Consider the following 15,108-nt stretch of genomic DNA (forward strand, 5'->3'; position numbering starts at 1 on the left):
CTTTATATATTCTATAGACTTTTTTGTCTTTAACTCCAAATTAATGAAGTACCTTCTTTGCCTTGAAGCTTTCTTGTATCCACTTGCACTCCTCTCCACCAGCTAAAAATAAGTCTCCTGCACTTACAGCTGCCGAAAAACAATGACCTTTTATCGTTTCAACTGGCACTAAACTCATGTGCGAAAAATCGTATTGATAGATTCGGGAATAGCCATATTCGTCCTTGCTGGAACAAACATACATATTATCATCAGCATGAACCATATGTAAAAAAGCACGCTCTTCTATTTGAGAAGTAAGAGAATGCCAGATGGTTTCCCCATGTTTTCGAAAAGAGATGGTACCTTTATTTGTCTGGCATGCGCCAGTTGTCATCCATAGGTAAGTGGAATCTACGTGAATGGATGACACCATTTTTTCTTGTTCATAAAGTAAAGCTTCTAGCACCTTGGTAGATAACGAATATTTCCACAGACCGCCATTTTGTTTATGTATTTGTGTTCCAATGTATATTTCATCAGCAAATAATGTTAAGGAGCGAATAACTGGTCTAACGGATAGTTCTTTAAAAAGCGAAATCACATTCCATTTTTGTCCGAAATCATAGGATACTAGTAATTGTGTGCCAGCATGTGTAATAACTAAGCCGCTGTCATTGCCGACGATATTCCACAGGCGTTGACTAGTTGGGAAGGAAGAGGTGCGCCATCTTCCGGTTTTCAAATGAAGCTTAATATATCTGCCTTTGTCACCAACTCCCATAATATACTCACCAATTCTTTTCAGCTGGTAAATGGATTCTTGTAATGGAATCATTAGCTTCGATTTATTATGTTTATACGAGAAGACTCCATGCCCCTTAATGGAGACTAAAAATTCATGTGGGGCAGGGGAGACAACAGCGGTCGCTCCATTAGCGTGCATGACTAGTGTCCTTTTCCTTTACCCATTCATATGCACCAAGAGCAAATTGCTCACATTCCTGTATTTCCTCCTCACTATCAGGACTAAATTCGATTTTTAATCTAGTGGTAAATACTTCTCCGCCTCTTTCTTTAACTTTGTCTGCCAAAGTATCTACAGCTTGACAGAAGGCAGGATAAAAAGTATCTCCAGAGCCAAAAATACCGAAGGACATTCCATGTAAATCCATTTCACATAGCTCATCATACATATCCTCCAGTTCGTATGGTAAATCCCCATCTCCCCAAGTATAGCTTCCGAAAAGAACGAGATCATATGATGATAAATTTTCAAGAGGAATTAAATCTAATTCCTCTACGTCTATGTCACAATTTAAAGATTCTAATTTATTTTTAATAACAGTAGTTATATCCTCTGTATTGCTCGTCAAACTTACATATCCAATTAATACTTTCATTCTGTCCACCTCTTAAATGAGAATAATTTTCATTTGTTATTAACTATAAGTGATAATGATTATCATTGTCAACATAATAAATAATTCATTTTATGACAAGAGGGGAATGAATTTTACAATTGTGCCAGAAAGGAAACGATTGATTACTATTTATCCAGAAAAATCCAGAAATGGTTCTTGACGTTCTTATACTATACGCCGTATAATATGATTACCTAATACTATACGTCGTATAATATTATAAACGAACATGGGAGGTGTTCCATTTAAATGTCTTTTCAGCTTGGTTCCTCGTTACTTGATGCCTGTGTTCTTGCAGTCTTGGCTAAGAGTGATGCATATGGTTATTCCCTTACACAGCAAGTGCGTGAGATTATGGATATTTCCGAATCAACACTTTATCCTGTACTGCGCAGGCTTCAAAAGAAAGATTACTTAACAACATATGATCAACCATATCAAGGCAGAAATCGGCGATATTACCGAATTACAGATAGTGGGATTGAAAAGTACCAAGAACTTATTCAAGAATGGTTGGAGCATAAGCAAAAAATTGATTCTGTCCTATTAGGAGGTATAAAAGATGACTAAAGAAGAGTATTTAAAAAAGCTCCAATCGAAGATTAAGAAATTGCCAGATGAGGAGGTATATGAGGCAATAGAATATTATCATCAATATTTTGAGGAGGCTGGCGCAGAAAATTCCCAAGCAGTGATTGCTAGCTTAGGTTCTCCAGCATTTGTTGCATCCCAAATTCTTGCAGATTATGCCACTAAGGACTTGGATACTCATAAAAACACTACCAAGAAGAATTTCTCCGCCATTTGGTTTATCATCCTGGCTACTGTAGCTTCTCCCATAGCTTTGCCATTGGCACTATTCATCATTTGCTTAGCAGTAACATTAATTTTAGTATGCGGTGTTACCATTCTTACTTTTTTCATTTTTATCATAGGCTTACCTATTTGTGGCCTATTCAGCATTGTTTCTGGCGCTGCAGTTATTCTGCAAGATTGGCAAACAGCTATTTTCTTTATAGGAATAGGCATTATTGCATTGGGAATAGGCTTACTCTTATTTTCACCATTTGTCCAATTCTCCAAAAAGGTAAGCGCGAGTATTGTTAAATTACTAAAAAAACTGCTCGATACATTTAGCATGAAACGCAAGGAGGAAATATAAATGAAACAACCTGTAAGACGGATTACGATAATTGCCAGCGGATTAATTGTGCTCGGCATCCTTCTTGCTGCTATTGGCTTTTTCTCTGGTGCAAAATTATCGATTATAAAAACAGAAACTGGCTTAAAAGCAGTTGGACCAGAAGATAGAAAGCATGAGGAATGGGTATTAAATGAATTTAAAAATCTTGAAGTTGATCTGGCTGATGCTGATATTGAGATAATTCCTTCTAATGAGTACAAACTGGAAATAGACAGAATGGAAGGCAGTGAAATAACCCATCAAATTAAAAATAACACACTAATTATTAACGATAAAACAGCTTTTCCAGCAATTACATTTAGTATGAATTTCTCTGGGGCCATCCAACAAACGAAGATCAAAGTTTATATTCCTGAAAGTACAGAGTTTGACGACGTTTATATTATTAGTAAATTTGGAGATACAAACATTAATGGAGTGACTACAAATAATTTTAAGATTGCATCTAATGATAGTGATGTCGTAATAAAGAATGTTAAATCAAATAAATTAGCGATTGAAAACAAATTTGGCGATATTACCGCTTCGAATGTTGAAGCAGCCCAATTAGCTATCCAAATAAATGATGGAGATGCCGAGTTGAGTAAAATTGATATTACAGAAAATGCAAGTGTGATTAACCAGTTTGGCGATACTAACTTAAGCGATTTTACAAGTCATGACATTAAGCTCGAAAGTAAAGACGGCGATATCAACTTAAAAGGTAAATTATTAGGTCAATCAATCATAGATTCTAAATTTGGCGATATTAACTTGGCATTAGCAAACAAGGAATCAGAATTGAGTTATGATATCGACAATGATTTTGGTGATATTACTATTAATGGAACAGAAATAGTCTCCAAAGCGTCTAAATCCGTAAATGGAGAGGATACGCTAACCGTTCAATCAAATGATGGTGATGTTGAGATTACTTTGGAATAAAGAAAGGGTAACATCAAATAAATTTATACGGTAACGTATTGGGGCTTTCCAGAGTTGGGAAGCCTTTTTATCAGGAAAGGTTAATGAAGGATTTTTACTCTATAAAAAAGAATATTAGTTTATAAACACAGTCTTTTAAAAGGAGTGAAAGGTAAATGTTTAGTAGAGTCGGTCAAATTATGTTATATGTTCATAACCAAGATGAGGCAGTGAACTTCTGGACAGAAAAATTAGGGTTTGCTGTAATCTCTGAAGAAAACAACAATCAAGGAATGAGATGGATTGAAATTGCTCCAAAAGAAGGAGCGGAAACGAGCATCATTTTGCATAATAAAGAATTCGTTGCTAAAATGTCGCCAGGATTAAATCTTGCTACACCATCTTTAATGTTTTTCACAGACAATCTTGATCAATTATACAGTGAGTTAGTAAACAAAAAAATAACAGTTGGCGAGATTGTAAATATGCCATCTGGCCGAGTATTTAACTTTGCAGATAATGAAGAAAACTATTTTGCAGTAATGGAAAAATAACTCGTTAAAATAAGTATCTCCTCAAAAAACAATATGGGAAGAGGAAATAGAAACGGAGAGAGGTATCGTAGTATGGCCCGACACAACTACATCATAAGCCCTTACCATCCTATGTATGCTGACCAGACGGTCAAGATGTGGAGAGACAGCAAGGAAAAAGCTATTGGTCAAAAAGAAGTTCATAGTATGGAAAACCAGATTACCTTTTTAAATGATATATTGCCTGACAAATATAAAATAGAATTGGCGATAGCCGATAACAAAATCGTTGGAATGATTGCCTATAATGATAGGGAAATAAGCCAGCTTTATATCCATCTGGACTATCAAGGAATCGGGATAGGTCAAACATTATTAGACAAGGCAAAAGAACAATCCAGTGGGAAATTATCATTATATACATTTGAAGTTAATGTAAACGCACAACGTTTTTATGAGAAGAATGGTTTTAGGATCATTGGCAGAGGACATGAAAATGAAGAGAATCTACCTGATATTCAATATGAATGGACAGTTTAACAGCTAATATTTTCTATAGTAATCCGACTAGCTGAAATGATTGGTCTCTGTATTTCCGATAATTTCCATTCGCGCTGTCGCTCTAGCGAAAATGCTAACAAGTCTTCCTTTACTAGGAGATAATAATAAAACAGAAAAACCGTGCTATAATTGGATATTTTAATAGTTAAAGGTCATCAGAATTCCCTGATGACCTTTAACTATTAGGATATGTAAATGGATAAAACCTCTTTTTTTACTTTCATATAAGCCCCAACCTAACATCTTACGGTAAAATATTACTATTCGGATAATGTAAGCAGTAATGGAGGAAAAAACTTGAAAAAAACGTGGATATTTATAATTATTTTCGCTGTTTCAGCAATGGCAATGGTGGCTAGTGCCTATATTTATAATAATGCTAAAGCTAACGGAGATAAGGAAATGATCCTTGGCTATACAACTGGAGATAATGATTCTTATAAATCACTGACATCCTTTCATAAATATATAAACACGATAGCGACAGATACTTTTTCATTTAATGAAAATGGCTATATAGTAGGAGCGACACCAGAAAATGAACTGGGGTATGCAAAAAAGAAGCAGATAAAAACATATGCAGTTATTTCTAACTTTGGGGAAACTGATTTTGATGCAGAGTTAGCACATATAGTTATGACGGATAAGGAAGCAAAGAATAGATTTATAAAACAACTGATAAGCTTATCGAAGGAAAATGGCTATAGCGGAGTTAATATCGATTTTGAAGCAATTAACCCAATTGATCGTTCAAACTATTCTAATCTTATTAAAGCAGCCTCCTCCGCTCTGCATAAAGAAAAAGTGAAAACAATGGTATCTGTGCCGGCAAAATCATCCGATGATAAGAAGAATGATTGGACTTGGCCGTATGATTACAAACAAATTGGCAAATATGCCGATTATGTTCAAGTGATGACGTATGATGAACATGGTTCTTGGGGAGATTCTGGCTCTATAGCAAGTAGAGATTGGTTACAGGATACATTGGACTATTCAATAAAAAATATAAAATCAAAGAAAATACTTATGGGGATTCCAGCGTATGGATATGATTGGAATCTGGATGACTCTGCACAAAATAAACTAGTGCAGTGGGATTATATTCAGGAGCTTTTGAAAAAACATAAAGTAAAACCTACATATGATAAAGTGACAGCGTCTGTATTTTTTACTTATAATGATAATCAGAAGCAAAAGCATGTTGTCTGGTATGAAAATGTATCAACCATTGAGAAGAAAACAAAACTCGTAAAAAAATATAAACTTGGCGGTGTATCAGTCTATGCACTTGGCCATGAATCAACAAGCTTTTGGAAAGCGATTCAGCAAGGGATTAAATAAGTTTACTATTCTATGAACTAAAACAGAGACAATTCTTCAAATTGTCTCTGTTTTTAATTCTATTTTTTAATGACTTTAGGCTCCCGATATCTCTCTAATACAAAATCAATAAAATGCCTGCAGGCAATCGGCAGTACTCGTTTATCTTTGTATGCAAGGCTGATGGTGCGTACAACAGAAGGGATGAGTGGTTTTGTGCTGATGCGGTAAGGGCATCTTTGGAGCACAAGACCAGGCAAAATAGAAATGCCAAGTCCCTGTTCTATCATGGACATAATCGTATAGTCATCATGTACGTGGTAGTGAATATTTGGTTCAAAACGGTGTTGCTCAAAAGTAGTCAAAGCTTCACTGACTTCACCTTCCTCTAACAGAATGAAGGGATCTTCGGTCAAGCTGTGGAGGGGAATACGATCAAGGCTTGCCAATGGATGATCTACTGGCAAGACAGCAAGCATATCATCAGCTTGTAATCTGATTATTGTCAGATTTGTTATTCCATATGGATTTACAAAGCCAAAATCGACACTTCCTTCTTTAATCCAATTGGCGATGTCCGTATAATCTCCTTGATGCAGTTCAAAATGAACAGCTGGATACTTCTCTTTAAAATCCTTCATTAGTCTAGGTAGCCACTGGCTGGAGACACTCGAAAAGGTGCCAATACGTATAAGCCCGCTTTCAAGACCTTCCATTTCTTTTCGTCTCTCAATCAGCTCTCGATGAGAATTATATATTTTCCTGATGAATGGGAGAAGTTCTTCTCCGTCAGGGGTCAGTGTTATCCCTGTTCGAGATCGTATGATTAACGTAGATGAAAGCTCTTTTTCAAGTGTATGTATCATTTGACTGACGGCTGATTGCGTATAGCCAAGCTGTTCGGCAGCTTTCGTAAAACTGCCTGTTTCAATCGCTTTGATAAAGGCGTAATATGGATTCATTTCCATCCCTCCTAAAGCATTAGGGTTTCTAATGGTTAAATTATAAATATTCGTTTTACTAATGTAAATACAGTTGCTAATATAAATCCAGAAGAATATAAGTAGAGGGAAGGGCTTAGGCACTATGACACAAAAAAAGGCAAATTTGATTTTAGCTACTGTCTCGATGGGATGGGGAACTTCATATATTTTTATGAAGCTTTTGGCTGATACCGTATCACCTATGACAATGGTGTCCCTGCGATTTGGGATTGCATTTATCGTAATGGCTTTATTGTTTTCAAAACGGATTTTTCCAATAGATAGGAAGACATTGAAATATAGTATGATTACAGGATTGCTTTTATTAGGAATTTTTATGTTTCTCTCAATTGGAATGAAAAGCACCACCGCATCCACTGCAGGTTTCCTGACTAGCACAACAGTGATTTTAGTTCCTGTTTTGCAAGCAATTATTAATCGGAAATGGCCAAGTACAAAGATTACTTTAGGAGTTATCATTGTGTCTATCGGACTTTCGCTTCTGTCATTAGGCGATGATTTTGCCTTGTCAGCTGGAGCTCTCTACTGTTTAGCTGGAGCACTTTTTTATGCAGTGCATATTATCGTGACAAACCGCTTTATAAAGGTAGCAGATCCATTAAAGCTCGGTGTGTATCAGCTTGGTTTTGCGGCCATTTATGCTGCGATTAGCGGGATATTCCTATTTGATAATCTCACGCTGCCTCAAGCGGGGATGGATTGGTTGGCAATTCTCGGTTTAGCGCTGATTTGTTCTGCATATGGATTTGTAATGCAGCCGATTGCGCAAAAGCATACTACACCTGAAATGACAGGTTTTTTATTTGCGCTGGAGCCGATTTTTGCAGCCGTGTTTGCCTTTGTTTTTCTCCAGGAAAATATCGGCCTGCAAGGATATGTAGGGGCATTACTTGTGCTTTGTGGCGTGTTGACCGCAAGTATGAACACAGATAAGATAGGAAAAGCAAAAAGGAAGCAGCAAGTTGAACTAAAGACAAAACAGCCTGTGTAAAAATCACAATAGAGCGTATTATTTGTAGTCTGAACACGTTTGAGATACTCTTTTCATGGGAGAAATACTGCTTTTAAACATAGGGGAGAGGTTAAACCGATGAATAAAATATCTCGAACAAGAACAGTATTGCTTCTGACTTTTCTCGTTATTGTCTGGGGAGTCAACTGGCCGTTATCTAAAATGGCGCTTAGCTACACACCTCCATTGCTGTTTGCAGGAATTAGAACAGTACTTGGAGGATTGATATTGCTTGTGTTTGCATTGCCAAGAATAAAGCAATTAAGATTTAAAGAAACATGGCACTTATACGTAATTTCTGCAATATTAAACATCATCATATTTTACGGATTTCAAACAGTAGGCTTAGGCTATATGCCAGCTGGATTATTTTCAAGCATCGTCTTTATTGAACCAGTTCTGCTGGGAATATTCTCATGGATTTGGCTTGGAGAGTCTATGTACGGGTGGAAAATCATCGGCTTGATACTTGGCTTTGCTGGTGTTGCCATTATCAGTACTGGCGGGTTAACAGGTGATATCTCTATGCTTGGTATTCTACTTGCGCTTGGTTCAGCAATTGGCTGGGGCTTAGGAACTGTATTTGTTAAGAAGACAGGTAGTTCTGTTGATTCTATTTGGATGGTCACAATGCAGCTCCTCATTGGAGGGCTTTTCCTGTTAGGTGTAGGTTCAAGCATAGAAAGCTGGTCAAGTATTGAGTGGCAAATGCCGTTTATTGCTAATTTGCTGTTCATTTCCATCTTTGTCATCGCCTTTGGGTGGCTTGCTTACTTCACCCTAGTAGGCTCTGGAGAAGCAAGCAAAGTAGGTTCCTACACCTTTCTCATTCCGCTGATTGCGATTTTTTGCAGCTCTATCGTTTTAAATGAATCGATTACTTTCAAGCTTGTGCTTGGACTTATCTGTATCATCATCAGTATCTGTTTTGTGAATATTAAGCTGAAACCAAGACGAGTGAAAACTCAAATAGAAGGATAAATTTATCTCCATGAAAAGAGCCTTTTGTGTGTAAAAGGCTCTTTGATTTTTTGCCGGCAAACTATAAATTTTATTAAAATCTATCAAAAAATACAAAATGTGGAATATTACATAAGCAGCGAAGGATTAAAACCAAGAAATTTGTTATTTTTGCTTGCATCCCGCGCCTGAACATAATAATGTGGATATAGCCTTTTTATAAAATGAACATATAGGAGTAATTTCAATCAGGGGGTAACAAATGTCACAAGCACGTCATCATGAGCTGACCATAATAGACTTTGAAAAGACAGGTCAGCAAACTATATTTGTAAAGTTAGCAGGTTTTGATGCTAACTTAGAGAAAAACTTTGCCGGCGAGGTGAAATTTGTCGGAGCTATGCCGTACGGAGATCTTATACATGCCAAAAGATCATTTTTGTCAGCTGAATGCAGAGAATATATTCAGTCATTGTTGGTGGATAAGTATAGTTCTGGGGCATTTAATTAATAAGGGGGGGTAGCATGAAAGTAGTGAGTGCAAAAGATTGTGGGAACTCCCCTAAGAAGCTTTTTATCCAAAATCATCTTATAGCTTCCGCAAAAAAAGACATTTTTGAGCTGGAAGCAACTTTCGCTGCTGATATTATTTGGACAATAGCAGGGAGTGACAGAATTTGTGGAAAAAAAGAAGTATTAGATAGCTTCAATAAAAATTGCACTGATAACATAGTGGAAGTCGGAATCCATCATATTATTACACATGGCAGTACGGCCGCCGCTAACGGCAGCTATAAAACAGTTAATAACAGCCAAATTTCCTTCTGTCATGTTTACAGCTTCGTTAGTGCTGGTAAAAATATCATTAAGGAAATGACTACATATTTAATAAGAGTATAAGGGGGGTAAGTAAATGGAACCTAAATGGCTGGAATGGTCGAAGCAACTACAAGCGATTTCCCAAGCAGGCTTATCGTATTCAAAGGATGTATATGATATAGAAAGGTTCGAAGCAATCCGTAAAATAAGTGTAGAGATAATGGCTATGCATACAGAGGTGGATTCCACTATTATTAAAGACTTGTTTGCCAATGAAACAGGGTATGCCACCCCAAAGGTAGATATTAGAGCAGCTGTGTTTAAAAATAACAGAATCTTATTGGTGAAAGAAAAGACTGACGGTAAATGGGCGCTACCTGGCGGCTGGGGAGATATTGGACTGTCACCAAGTGAAGTGGCTGTTAAAGAAGTGAAAGAGGAATCGGGGTTTGATGTGAAAGCAACAAAATTAATGGCTGTGTTTGATAAGAAATTTCATGGCCATCCACCGTCTCCTTCACATGTATATAAGATACTAATACACTGTAAAATTATTGGCGGAAATGCTGAGGTTGGAATAGAAACAAGTGAAGTTCAATTTTTTGCGGAGGATGCGTTGCCGCCTTTATCTCTGCCAAGAAATACAGAAGCACAAATCCAGATAGCTTTTAAACATCATTATAACGCTAATGAGCCAGTTTATTTTGATTAATCTTTAAAAAAGTTTTTTTTGTATTGACACTTACTAATATTTGTTTTATTATTATCTCATATTCAAGATATCTTAAATCGAGATAAACAAAAAAGTTTTTGCTTTTATTTTTGTTAAATATCTCGAATTCGAAATAAATTCACTTAACAGTGGATGCAATTACAAGTGTAAGTAAACAATGAAATGGAAAATGCTAAAGATTATGAATTAATGAAGCGGAGGAAGAAATAATGAGCAAAAAAACAATGGGAATTCACCACATTACAGCAATTGTCGGCCATCCACAAGAAAATGTAGACTTTTATGCAGGGGTTCTAGGCTTAAGATTAGTAAAGCAAACAGTCAACTTCGATGATCCAGGAACATATCATCTATACTTTGGTAATGAAGGAGGAAAACCTGGTACCATCATCACCTTCTTTCCATGGGCCGGAGCAAAACAAGGAGTAATCGGAGATGGGCAAGTTGGTGTTACTGCGTATGCAGTGCCAGCAGGAGCAATGGCATTCTGGGAAAAAAGGCTGGAAAGTTTCCAAATACCATTTACTAAAATGGAGAGATTTGGAGAACAGTATCTTGAATTCGATGACCCACATGGTCTTCATCTAGAAATAGTCGAAAGAGCAGACGGAGAAACAAACACATGGACTTTTGGTGGCGTGACTCCAGAAGTCGCAATAAAAGGTTTTGCTGGAGCTACTTTATTATCCGCACAGCCAGAAAAAACGGCTGACTTGCTGGAAAATGTGATGGGTCTTGAATTAGTCGGCAAAGAAGGAGATTTTGCCCGTTACCGTGCAACAGCTGATATTGGTAATATCATCGATCTGAAATTAACATCTATTGGCCGCGGTCAGATGGGAGTCGGAACAGTCCACCATATTGCATGGCGTGCTATTGATGACGCAGACCACTTAGATTGGCAGGAATATATTGCAGACAATGGTTATGGAGTAACAGCTGTTCGTGACAGAAACTACTTTAATGCCATTTACTTTAAAGAACACGGAGAAATTTTATTCGAGATTGCAACAGATCCTCCAGGATTTGCGCATGATGAATCTCAACAAACAATGGGAGAGAGTTTAAAGCTGCCAGCTCAATACGAGCAGCATAGAGCACAGCTTGAAAAAGTGCTTATTCCGATAGAAGTAAAACCACTTGATTAACAGGGCAGAAGCCATTTTCAATGGCTTCACCCGCAAGGTTTTTAGATAGCATTCGTAAAATAAATGGAATAATAAAGGAGAAGATAGTAATGGAAGATGTAGGTTTGCTTATAATTAGAATAATGGTTGGAATTGTGTTTTTATATTATGGATCTCAGAAGCTGTTTGGCTTATTTGGAGGACATGGTATTAAAGGAACAGGCGGATGGTTTGAGTCAATCGGTGTAAAGCCAGGTATTCCGGCAGCGTTTTTAAGCGGTCTGGGCGAATTTGTAAGTGGGATTTAATGATTCTCGGTTTGTTTTTACCTGTAGCAGCAGTTATTATAACCATTATTATGGCAGGAGCAATTGTAAAGGTGCATGGTTCTAAAGGCTTCGCTGCTGGTGGTGGCGGGTTTGAATATAACCTAATGCTAATAGTTGTGGCAATAGGACTTGCATTAATTGGTCCAGGAGCATTTGCAATAAGTTTATAATGAAAATTTAGAGGTACACTAGTATTGACCGTAATAAAAGTTAATGTTATAATTATCACGAATTAGAGATATTTTAATTAAAGGTATTTATATTTTTTTCGCTCATATCTCGAAATCGAGATAAAAATAGGAGGATAACTTACATGAATGAGTTAAAAGGACTTCATCACATTACCGCTATAACTAGCAGCGCTGAAAAAATTTATGAATTTTTCACATACGTTTTAGGATTGCGTCTCGTGAAAAAAACAGTCAATCAAGATGACATTCAAACATATCATTTATACTTTACTGATGATGTTGGAAGTCCTGGGACAGATATGACATTCTTTGATTTCCCTGGTATTCCAAAGGGAGTGCATGGCACAAACGAGATTTCCAAAACCTCCTTCCGCGTGCCGACAGATGCAGCTCTTGAGTATTGGGTGAAACGTTTTGACAAATACGATGTGAAGCATAAAGGTATTCAAGAACAATTTGGGAAAAAGATACTTTCATTTGCCGATTTTGATGACCAGCAATATCAGTTGATTTCAGATGAACAGAATGAAGGGGTTGCAGCAGGTACACCTTGGCAAAATGGTCCAGTTCCATTGGAAAATGCTATTACTGGACTTGGCCCAATCTTTGTTCGCACCTCTTACTTTGATTATTTTAAAGAAGTGTTAGAAAAAGTATTTTTAATGAGAGAAGCAGCTCAGGAAGGCTCCTTCCATCTGTTTGAAATGGGAGAAGGCGGCAACGGAGCACAAGTTATTGTGGAATTCAATAATACCCTTCCACAAGCAAGACAAGGCTTCGGTACTGTTCACCATGCTGCCTTCCGCGTTGCCGATCGCAAAGAATTAGATCAGTGGCAAAGCCGTTTAGCAAGCTTTAAGTTGCCAAACTCCGGGTTTGTAGAGCGCTACTACTTCGGATCACTGTACTCTAATGTTGCACCACAAATATTATTCGAACTAGCAACAGATGGGCCTGGGTTTATGGGGGATGAGCCATATGAAACACTAGGCGAAAAATTATCACTGCCACCATTTTTTGAATCAAAACGGGAAGAGATTGAGAACCTTGTCCGCCCGATTAACACTGTTCGCAGCAATTTAGAAATAGACAAAGAATACTTGTAATAAAAGGGGAATGAACATGGGTTTTTTCAATAAATTATTTGGAACAAAACAAGAGGAGGTAGTAAAAATGGAAAAATTAAATATTGGAATCGTATTAGGATCAACTCGTGAGGGACGTGTAAGTCCACAAGTAGGAGCATGGGTAAAAGAACTAGCAGACAAACGCGGTGACGCAAACTACACAATCATTGATATTGCAGATTATAAATTGCCATTCCTTGGTGAGCCAGGAGCAGACGCATCAGGTGCAGCAGCATGGTCAGAAATTATTGCTAAACAAGATGGATTCGTGTTTATTGTGCAGGAATACAACCACTCCATTACAGGTGCTTTAAAAAATGCTTTAGACTTCCTGCGTGATGAATGGAATAACAAAGCAGCAGGAATTGTATCGTACGGCTCAGTCGGAGGAGCACGCGCTGCAGAACATTTACGCGGCATTTTAGGTGAGCTGCTAGTTGCAGATGTTCGTGTTCATCCAGCATTGTCCTTGTTCACTGATTTTGAAAACGGCACAGAATTTAAACCGAAAGAAGTGCAAGCAGATTCTGTTAACCAAATGCTAGACCAAGTAATTCCATGGTCTACTGCTCTAAAAACAATCCGTAAATAAATTAGTTAGTAAAAAAAGCTTGTGCTTCAGTGCACAGGCTTTTTTTTGGAAGAATGCTGATTGATTCCTTTTCTATAGTTTCTTACCCACTGATTATTGAGGTAATATATCTATTTTTTTTCACAAGTAACTGGAGACCAGAAACTATCCTTCTTAATTACTACCGACTCAACCTTCTCGAAATGATCAAAACATTTCTCAATAATAAGGTTATTTTCCTGATGATTTTTAACAATCAAGTTAATAGCTAATACACCAATGATGAGAATAAAAATGCTTGTAATTATTATTGTATTAAGTTTGTGTTTGTACAAATAGGAAACGCTCCTTCCTTATACAAAATATTAACATTAATAACAGATTTAACCTGCTGAAATTTTCTCTTTGACCATTACCTTATCTAGTAAGGCTAAACATAATTAGCCACTAATAGCGAGAAACTACAGAAAAAGAAAATAAGGTGAGGTTGTATTGATGAAAATGCTTAGAATATTTCTTTTCCTTTTTACCATCCTTGTTATACCACCTTCTGTTTCCGCTCAACAAAAAGTGCCAATCTTAATTTATCATTCAATTGACGAATTTTCCGGACAAGGCTCCAAAGAGTTGTATGTTACTCCTGAAAACTTTGAAAAGCAAATTGAATATTTACGAAAAGCTGGCTTCACTTTATTAACATTTGAGCGCTGGGAGGACATTTCAAAGGTTAACAAGCCGATTTTTCTTACATTTGATGATGGATACAAAAATAACTGGGAAGTATATAAGATTTTTCGGAAATTGAAAACAGAGCAATTCCAACCGACTGCAACATTTTTTGTTATTGCAGATTTTATTGGTCGCTCTAATCGGTTATCGAAGGCAGAACTAAAAGAACTTGCTGATTCTGGGATTATCTCCATCCAGTCTCATACAGCAACACACCCTGATTTAACAAAAATAACAAACTATCGAGCAGAACTAAAAGGATCGCGAGACACTATTCAAACGATTACTGGCAAACCAGTGATAGCAGTTGCCTATCCGTATGGGAGCTTTAACAGTAGCGTTATAGAGCAAGCAAAGAGGTACTATAAATTTGGACTTACTACAACTCCTGCCTATTACGCTAACGAAGGCTTGAAAGATGGGGAGTATCTGCTGCCTCGTATTTATATTAAGTACACAACCTCATTGGATGAATTTACAAAAATAGTGGAAGGAAATTAGGGTGGAATGGTGTGTACTCTATGCCAAGCTGGCGAAAAATATGAATATTATATGGCATTTTTTGCTAAAGTGAAGACG

Annotated in this window: 18 protein-coding genes and 1 pseudogene; 16 read left to right on the forward strand and 3 right to left on the reverse strand. The window is 37.0% G+C overall.

Features of this window, described 5'->3' with window-relative positions; translation table 11 throughout:
* Positions 1–40: 40 nt before the first annotated feature.
* Both ACLIJJ_RS15345 and ACLIJJ_RS15350 read right to left on the reverse strand, forming a co-directional pair.
* Positions 41–925, reverse strand: a complete 885-nt coding sequence (locus ACLIJJ_RS15345) for a hypothetical protein (RefSeq protein WP_411411224.1) — start codon at positions 923–925, stop codon at positions 41–43.
* Positions 915–1,382, reverse strand: coding sequence for a flavodoxin domain-containing protein (locus tag ACLIJJ_RS15350; protein ID WP_233315585.1), 468 nt, complete (start codon positions 1,380–1,382; stop codon positions 915–917). Before ACLIJJ_RS15350 ends, ACLIJJ_RS15345 begins: the two co-directional genes overlap by 11 nt.
* A gap of 270 nt (positions 1,383–1,652) precedes the next feature.
* On the opposite strand from ACLIJJ_RS15350, the gene ACLIJJ_RS15355 reads away from it, so the two are divergent.
* The 6 genes from ACLIJJ_RS15355 (at position 1,653) to ACLIJJ_RS15380 (ending at position 5,948) form a co-directional block, all read left to right on the forward strand.
* Complete coding sequence (locus ACLIJJ_RS15355; protein WP_233315584.1) at positions 1,653–1,973, forward strand: PadR family transcriptional regulator; 321 nt, start codon at positions 1,653–1,655, stop codon at positions 1,971–1,973.
* Positions 1,966–2,565, forward strand: a complete 600-nt coding sequence (locus ACLIJJ_RS15360; protein WP_411411225.1) for a DUF1700 domain-containing protein — start codon at positions 1,966–1,968, stop codon at positions 2,563–2,565. Before ACLIJJ_RS15355 ends, ACLIJJ_RS15360 begins: the two co-directional genes overlap by 8 nt.
* Positions 2,566–3,531 carry a DUF4097 family beta strand repeat-containing protein gene (locus ACLIJJ_RS15365; RefSeq protein ID WP_411411226.1) on the forward strand — a complete coding sequence of 322 codons (966 nt, stop codon included), beginning with the start codon at positions 2,566–2,568 and terminating at the stop codon, positions 3,529–3,531.
* Positions 3,532–3,686: 155 nt separating this feature from the next.
* The gene (locus ACLIJJ_RS15370; protein ID WP_233315581.1) at positions 3,687–4,064 is read left to right on the forward strand and encodes a VOC family protein; all 378 of its coding nucleotides are present in this window, start codon (positions 3,687–3,689) and stop codon (positions 4,062–4,064) included.
* Positions 4,065–4,136: 72 nt separating this feature from the next.
* The gene (locus tag ACLIJJ_RS15375) at positions 4,137–4,583 is read left to right on the forward strand and encodes a GNAT family N-acetyltransferase (RefSeq protein ID WP_237944006.1); all 447 of its coding nucleotides are present in this window, start codon (positions 4,137–4,139) and stop codon (positions 4,581–4,583) included.
* A 363-nt stretch (positions 4,584–4,946) separates the two neighbouring features.
* Positions 4,947–5,948, forward strand: a complete 1,002-nt coding sequence (locus ACLIJJ_RS15380) for a glycosyl hydrolase family 18 protein (RefSeq protein WP_411411330.1) — start codon at positions 4,947–4,949, stop codon at positions 5,946–5,948.
* 59 nt (positions 5,949–6,007) lie between these two features.
* Here the strand turns inward: ACLIJJ_RS15380 and ACLIJJ_RS15385 are convergent, their stop codons facing one another.
* Entirely contained in the window at positions 6,008–6,889 is an 882-nt protein-coding gene (locus ACLIJJ_RS15385; protein ID WP_233315578.1) for a LysR family transcriptional regulator, read from the reverse strand.
* Between the two features lie 124 nt (positions 6,890–7,013).
* On the opposite strand from ACLIJJ_RS15385, the gene ACLIJJ_RS15390 reads away from it, so the two are divergent.
* From ACLIJJ_RS15390 to ACLIJJ_RS15435, 10 genes and pseudogenes are all read left to right on the forward strand, one after another.
* A complete protein-coding gene (locus ACLIJJ_RS15390) occupies positions 7,014–7,922 on the forward strand; it encodes a DMT family transporter (protein ID WP_411229180.1) in 909 nt (302 codons plus the stop codon).
* A 99-nt stretch (positions 7,923–8,021) separates the two neighbouring features.
* Entirely contained in the window at positions 8,022–8,924 is a 903-nt protein-coding gene (locus ACLIJJ_RS15395; RefSeq protein ID WP_411229179.1) for a DMT family transporter, read from the forward strand.
* A gap of 241 nt (positions 8,925–9,165) precedes the next feature.
* Positions 9,166–9,414: a hypothetical protein gene (locus ACLIJJ_RS15400; RefSeq protein WP_233315575.1), complete on the forward strand. Its 249-nt coding sequence runs from the start codon at positions 9,166–9,168 to the stop codon at positions 9,412–9,414.
* A 14-nt stretch (positions 9,415–9,428) separates the two neighbouring features.
* Positions 9,429–9,803 carry a nuclear transport factor 2 family protein gene (locus ACLIJJ_RS15405; RefSeq protein WP_411411227.1) on the forward strand — a complete coding sequence of 125 codons (375 nt, stop codon included), beginning with the start codon at positions 9,429–9,431 and terminating at the stop codon, positions 9,801–9,803.
* Positions 9,804–9,816: 13 nt separating this feature from the next.
* Positions 9,817–10,434, forward strand: a complete 618-nt coding sequence (locus ACLIJJ_RS15410; RefSeq protein ID WP_233315573.1) for an NUDIX hydrolase — start codon at positions 9,817–9,819, stop codon at positions 10,432–10,434.
* A 230-nt stretch (positions 10,435–10,664) separates the two neighbouring features.
* Positions 10,665–11,603: a ring-cleaving dioxygenase gene (locus ACLIJJ_RS15415; protein WP_411411228.1), complete on the forward strand. Its 939-nt coding sequence runs from the start codon at positions 10,665–10,667 to the stop codon at positions 11,601–11,603.
* 89 nt (positions 11,604–11,692) lie between these two features.
* Positions 11,693–12,081: pseudogene (locus ACLIJJ_RS15420) on the forward strand (DoxX family protein).
* A 143-nt stretch (positions 12,082–12,224) separates the two neighbouring features.
* Positions 12,225–13,208, forward strand: coding sequence for a ring-cleaving dioxygenase (locus ACLIJJ_RS15425; RefSeq protein ID WP_411411229.1), 984 nt, complete (start codon positions 12,225–12,227; stop codon positions 13,206–13,208).
* A 16-nt stretch (positions 13,209–13,224) separates the two neighbouring features.
* Complete coding sequence (locus ACLIJJ_RS15430) at positions 13,225–13,821, forward strand: NADPH-dependent FMN reductase (RefSeq protein ID WP_233315569.1); 597 nt, start codon at positions 13,225–13,227, stop codon at positions 13,819–13,821.
* Positions 13,822–14,295: 474 nt separating this feature from the next.
* Positions 14,296–15,030, forward strand: a complete 735-nt coding sequence (locus tag ACLIJJ_RS15435) for a polysaccharide deacetylase family protein (protein ID WP_411411331.1) — start codon at positions 14,296–14,298, stop codon at positions 15,028–15,030.
* Positions 15,031–15,108 lie beyond the last annotated feature (78 nt).

This window comes from Niallia laureatilytica, from assembly GCF_046613985.1.
Lineage (GTDB): Bacteria > Bacillota > Bacilli > Bacillales > Cytobacillaceae > Niallia.

What these genes read in the sequence shown, in the direction of transcription:
- ACLIJJ_RS15345 (WP_411411224.1), bottom strand. Translation starts at nt 925, where the DNA reads ATGCACGCTAATGGAGCGACCGCTGTTGTCTCCCCTGCCCCACATGAA.
- ACLIJJ_RS15350 (WP_233315585.1), bottom strand. Translation starts at nt 1,382, where the DNA reads ATGAAAGTATTAATTGGATATGTAAGTTTGACGAGCAATACAGAGGAT.
- ACLIJJ_RS15355 (WP_233315584.1), top strand. Translation starts at nt 1,653, where the DNA reads ATGTCTTTTCAGCTTGGTTCCTCGTTACTTGATGCCTGTGTTCTTGCA.
- ACLIJJ_RS15360 (WP_411411225.1), top strand. Translation starts at nt 1,966, where the DNA reads ATGACTAAAGAAGAGTATTTAAAAAAGCTCCAATCGAAGATTAAGAAA.
- ACLIJJ_RS15365 (WP_411411226.1), top strand. Translation starts at nt 2,566, where the DNA reads ATGAAACAACCTGTAAGACGGATTACGATAATTGCCAGCGGATTAATT.
- ACLIJJ_RS15370 (WP_233315581.1), top strand. Translation starts at nt 3,687, where the DNA reads ATGTTTAGTAGAGTCGGTCAAATTATGTTATATGTTCATAACCAAGAT.
- ACLIJJ_RS15375 (WP_237944006.1), top strand. Translation starts at nt 4,137, where the DNA reads ATGGCCCGACACAACTACATCATAAGCCCTTACCATCCTATGTATGCT.
- ACLIJJ_RS15380 (WP_411411330.1), top strand. Translation starts at nt 4,947, where the DNA reads ATGGCAATGGTGGCTAGTGCCTATATTTATAATAATGCTAAAGCTAAC.
- ACLIJJ_RS15385 (WP_233315578.1), bottom strand. Translation starts at nt 6,889, where the DNA reads ATGAATCCATATTACGCCTTTATCAAAGCGATTGAAACAGGCAGTTTT.
- ACLIJJ_RS15390 (WP_411229180.1), top strand. Translation starts at nt 7,014, where the DNA reads ATGACACAAAAAAAGGCAAATTTGATTTTAGCTACTGTCTCGATGGGA.
- ACLIJJ_RS15395 (WP_411229179.1), top strand. Translation starts at nt 8,022, where the DNA reads ATGAATAAAATATCTCGAACAAGAACAGTATTGCTTCTGACTTTTCTC.
- ACLIJJ_RS15400 (WP_233315575.1), top strand. Translation starts at nt 9,166, where the DNA reads ATGTCACAAGCACGTCATCATGAGCTGACCATAATAGACTTTGAAAAG.
- ACLIJJ_RS15405 (WP_411411227.1), top strand. Translation starts at nt 9,429, where the DNA reads ATGAAAGTAGTGAGTGCAAAAGATTGTGGGAACTCCCCTAAGAAGCTT.
- ACLIJJ_RS15410 (WP_233315573.1), top strand. Translation starts at nt 9,817, where the DNA reads ATGGAACCTAAATGGCTGGAATGGTCGAAGCAACTACAAGCGATTTCC.
- ACLIJJ_RS15415 (WP_411411228.1), top strand. Translation starts at nt 10,665, where the DNA reads ATGAGCAAAAAAACAATGGGAATTCACCACATTACAGCAATTGTCGGC.
- ACLIJJ_RS15425 (WP_411411229.1), top strand. Translation starts at nt 12,225, where the DNA reads ATGAATGAGTTAAAAGGACTTCATCACATTACCGCTATAACTAGCAGC.
- ACLIJJ_RS15430 (WP_233315569.1), top strand. Translation starts at nt 13,225, where the DNA reads ATGGGTTTTTTCAATAAATTATTTGGAACAAAACAAGAGGAGGTAGTA.
- ACLIJJ_RS15435 (WP_411411331.1), top strand. Translation starts at nt 14,296, where the DNA reads ATGAAAATGCTTAGAATATTTCTTTTCCTTTTTACCATCCTTGTTATA.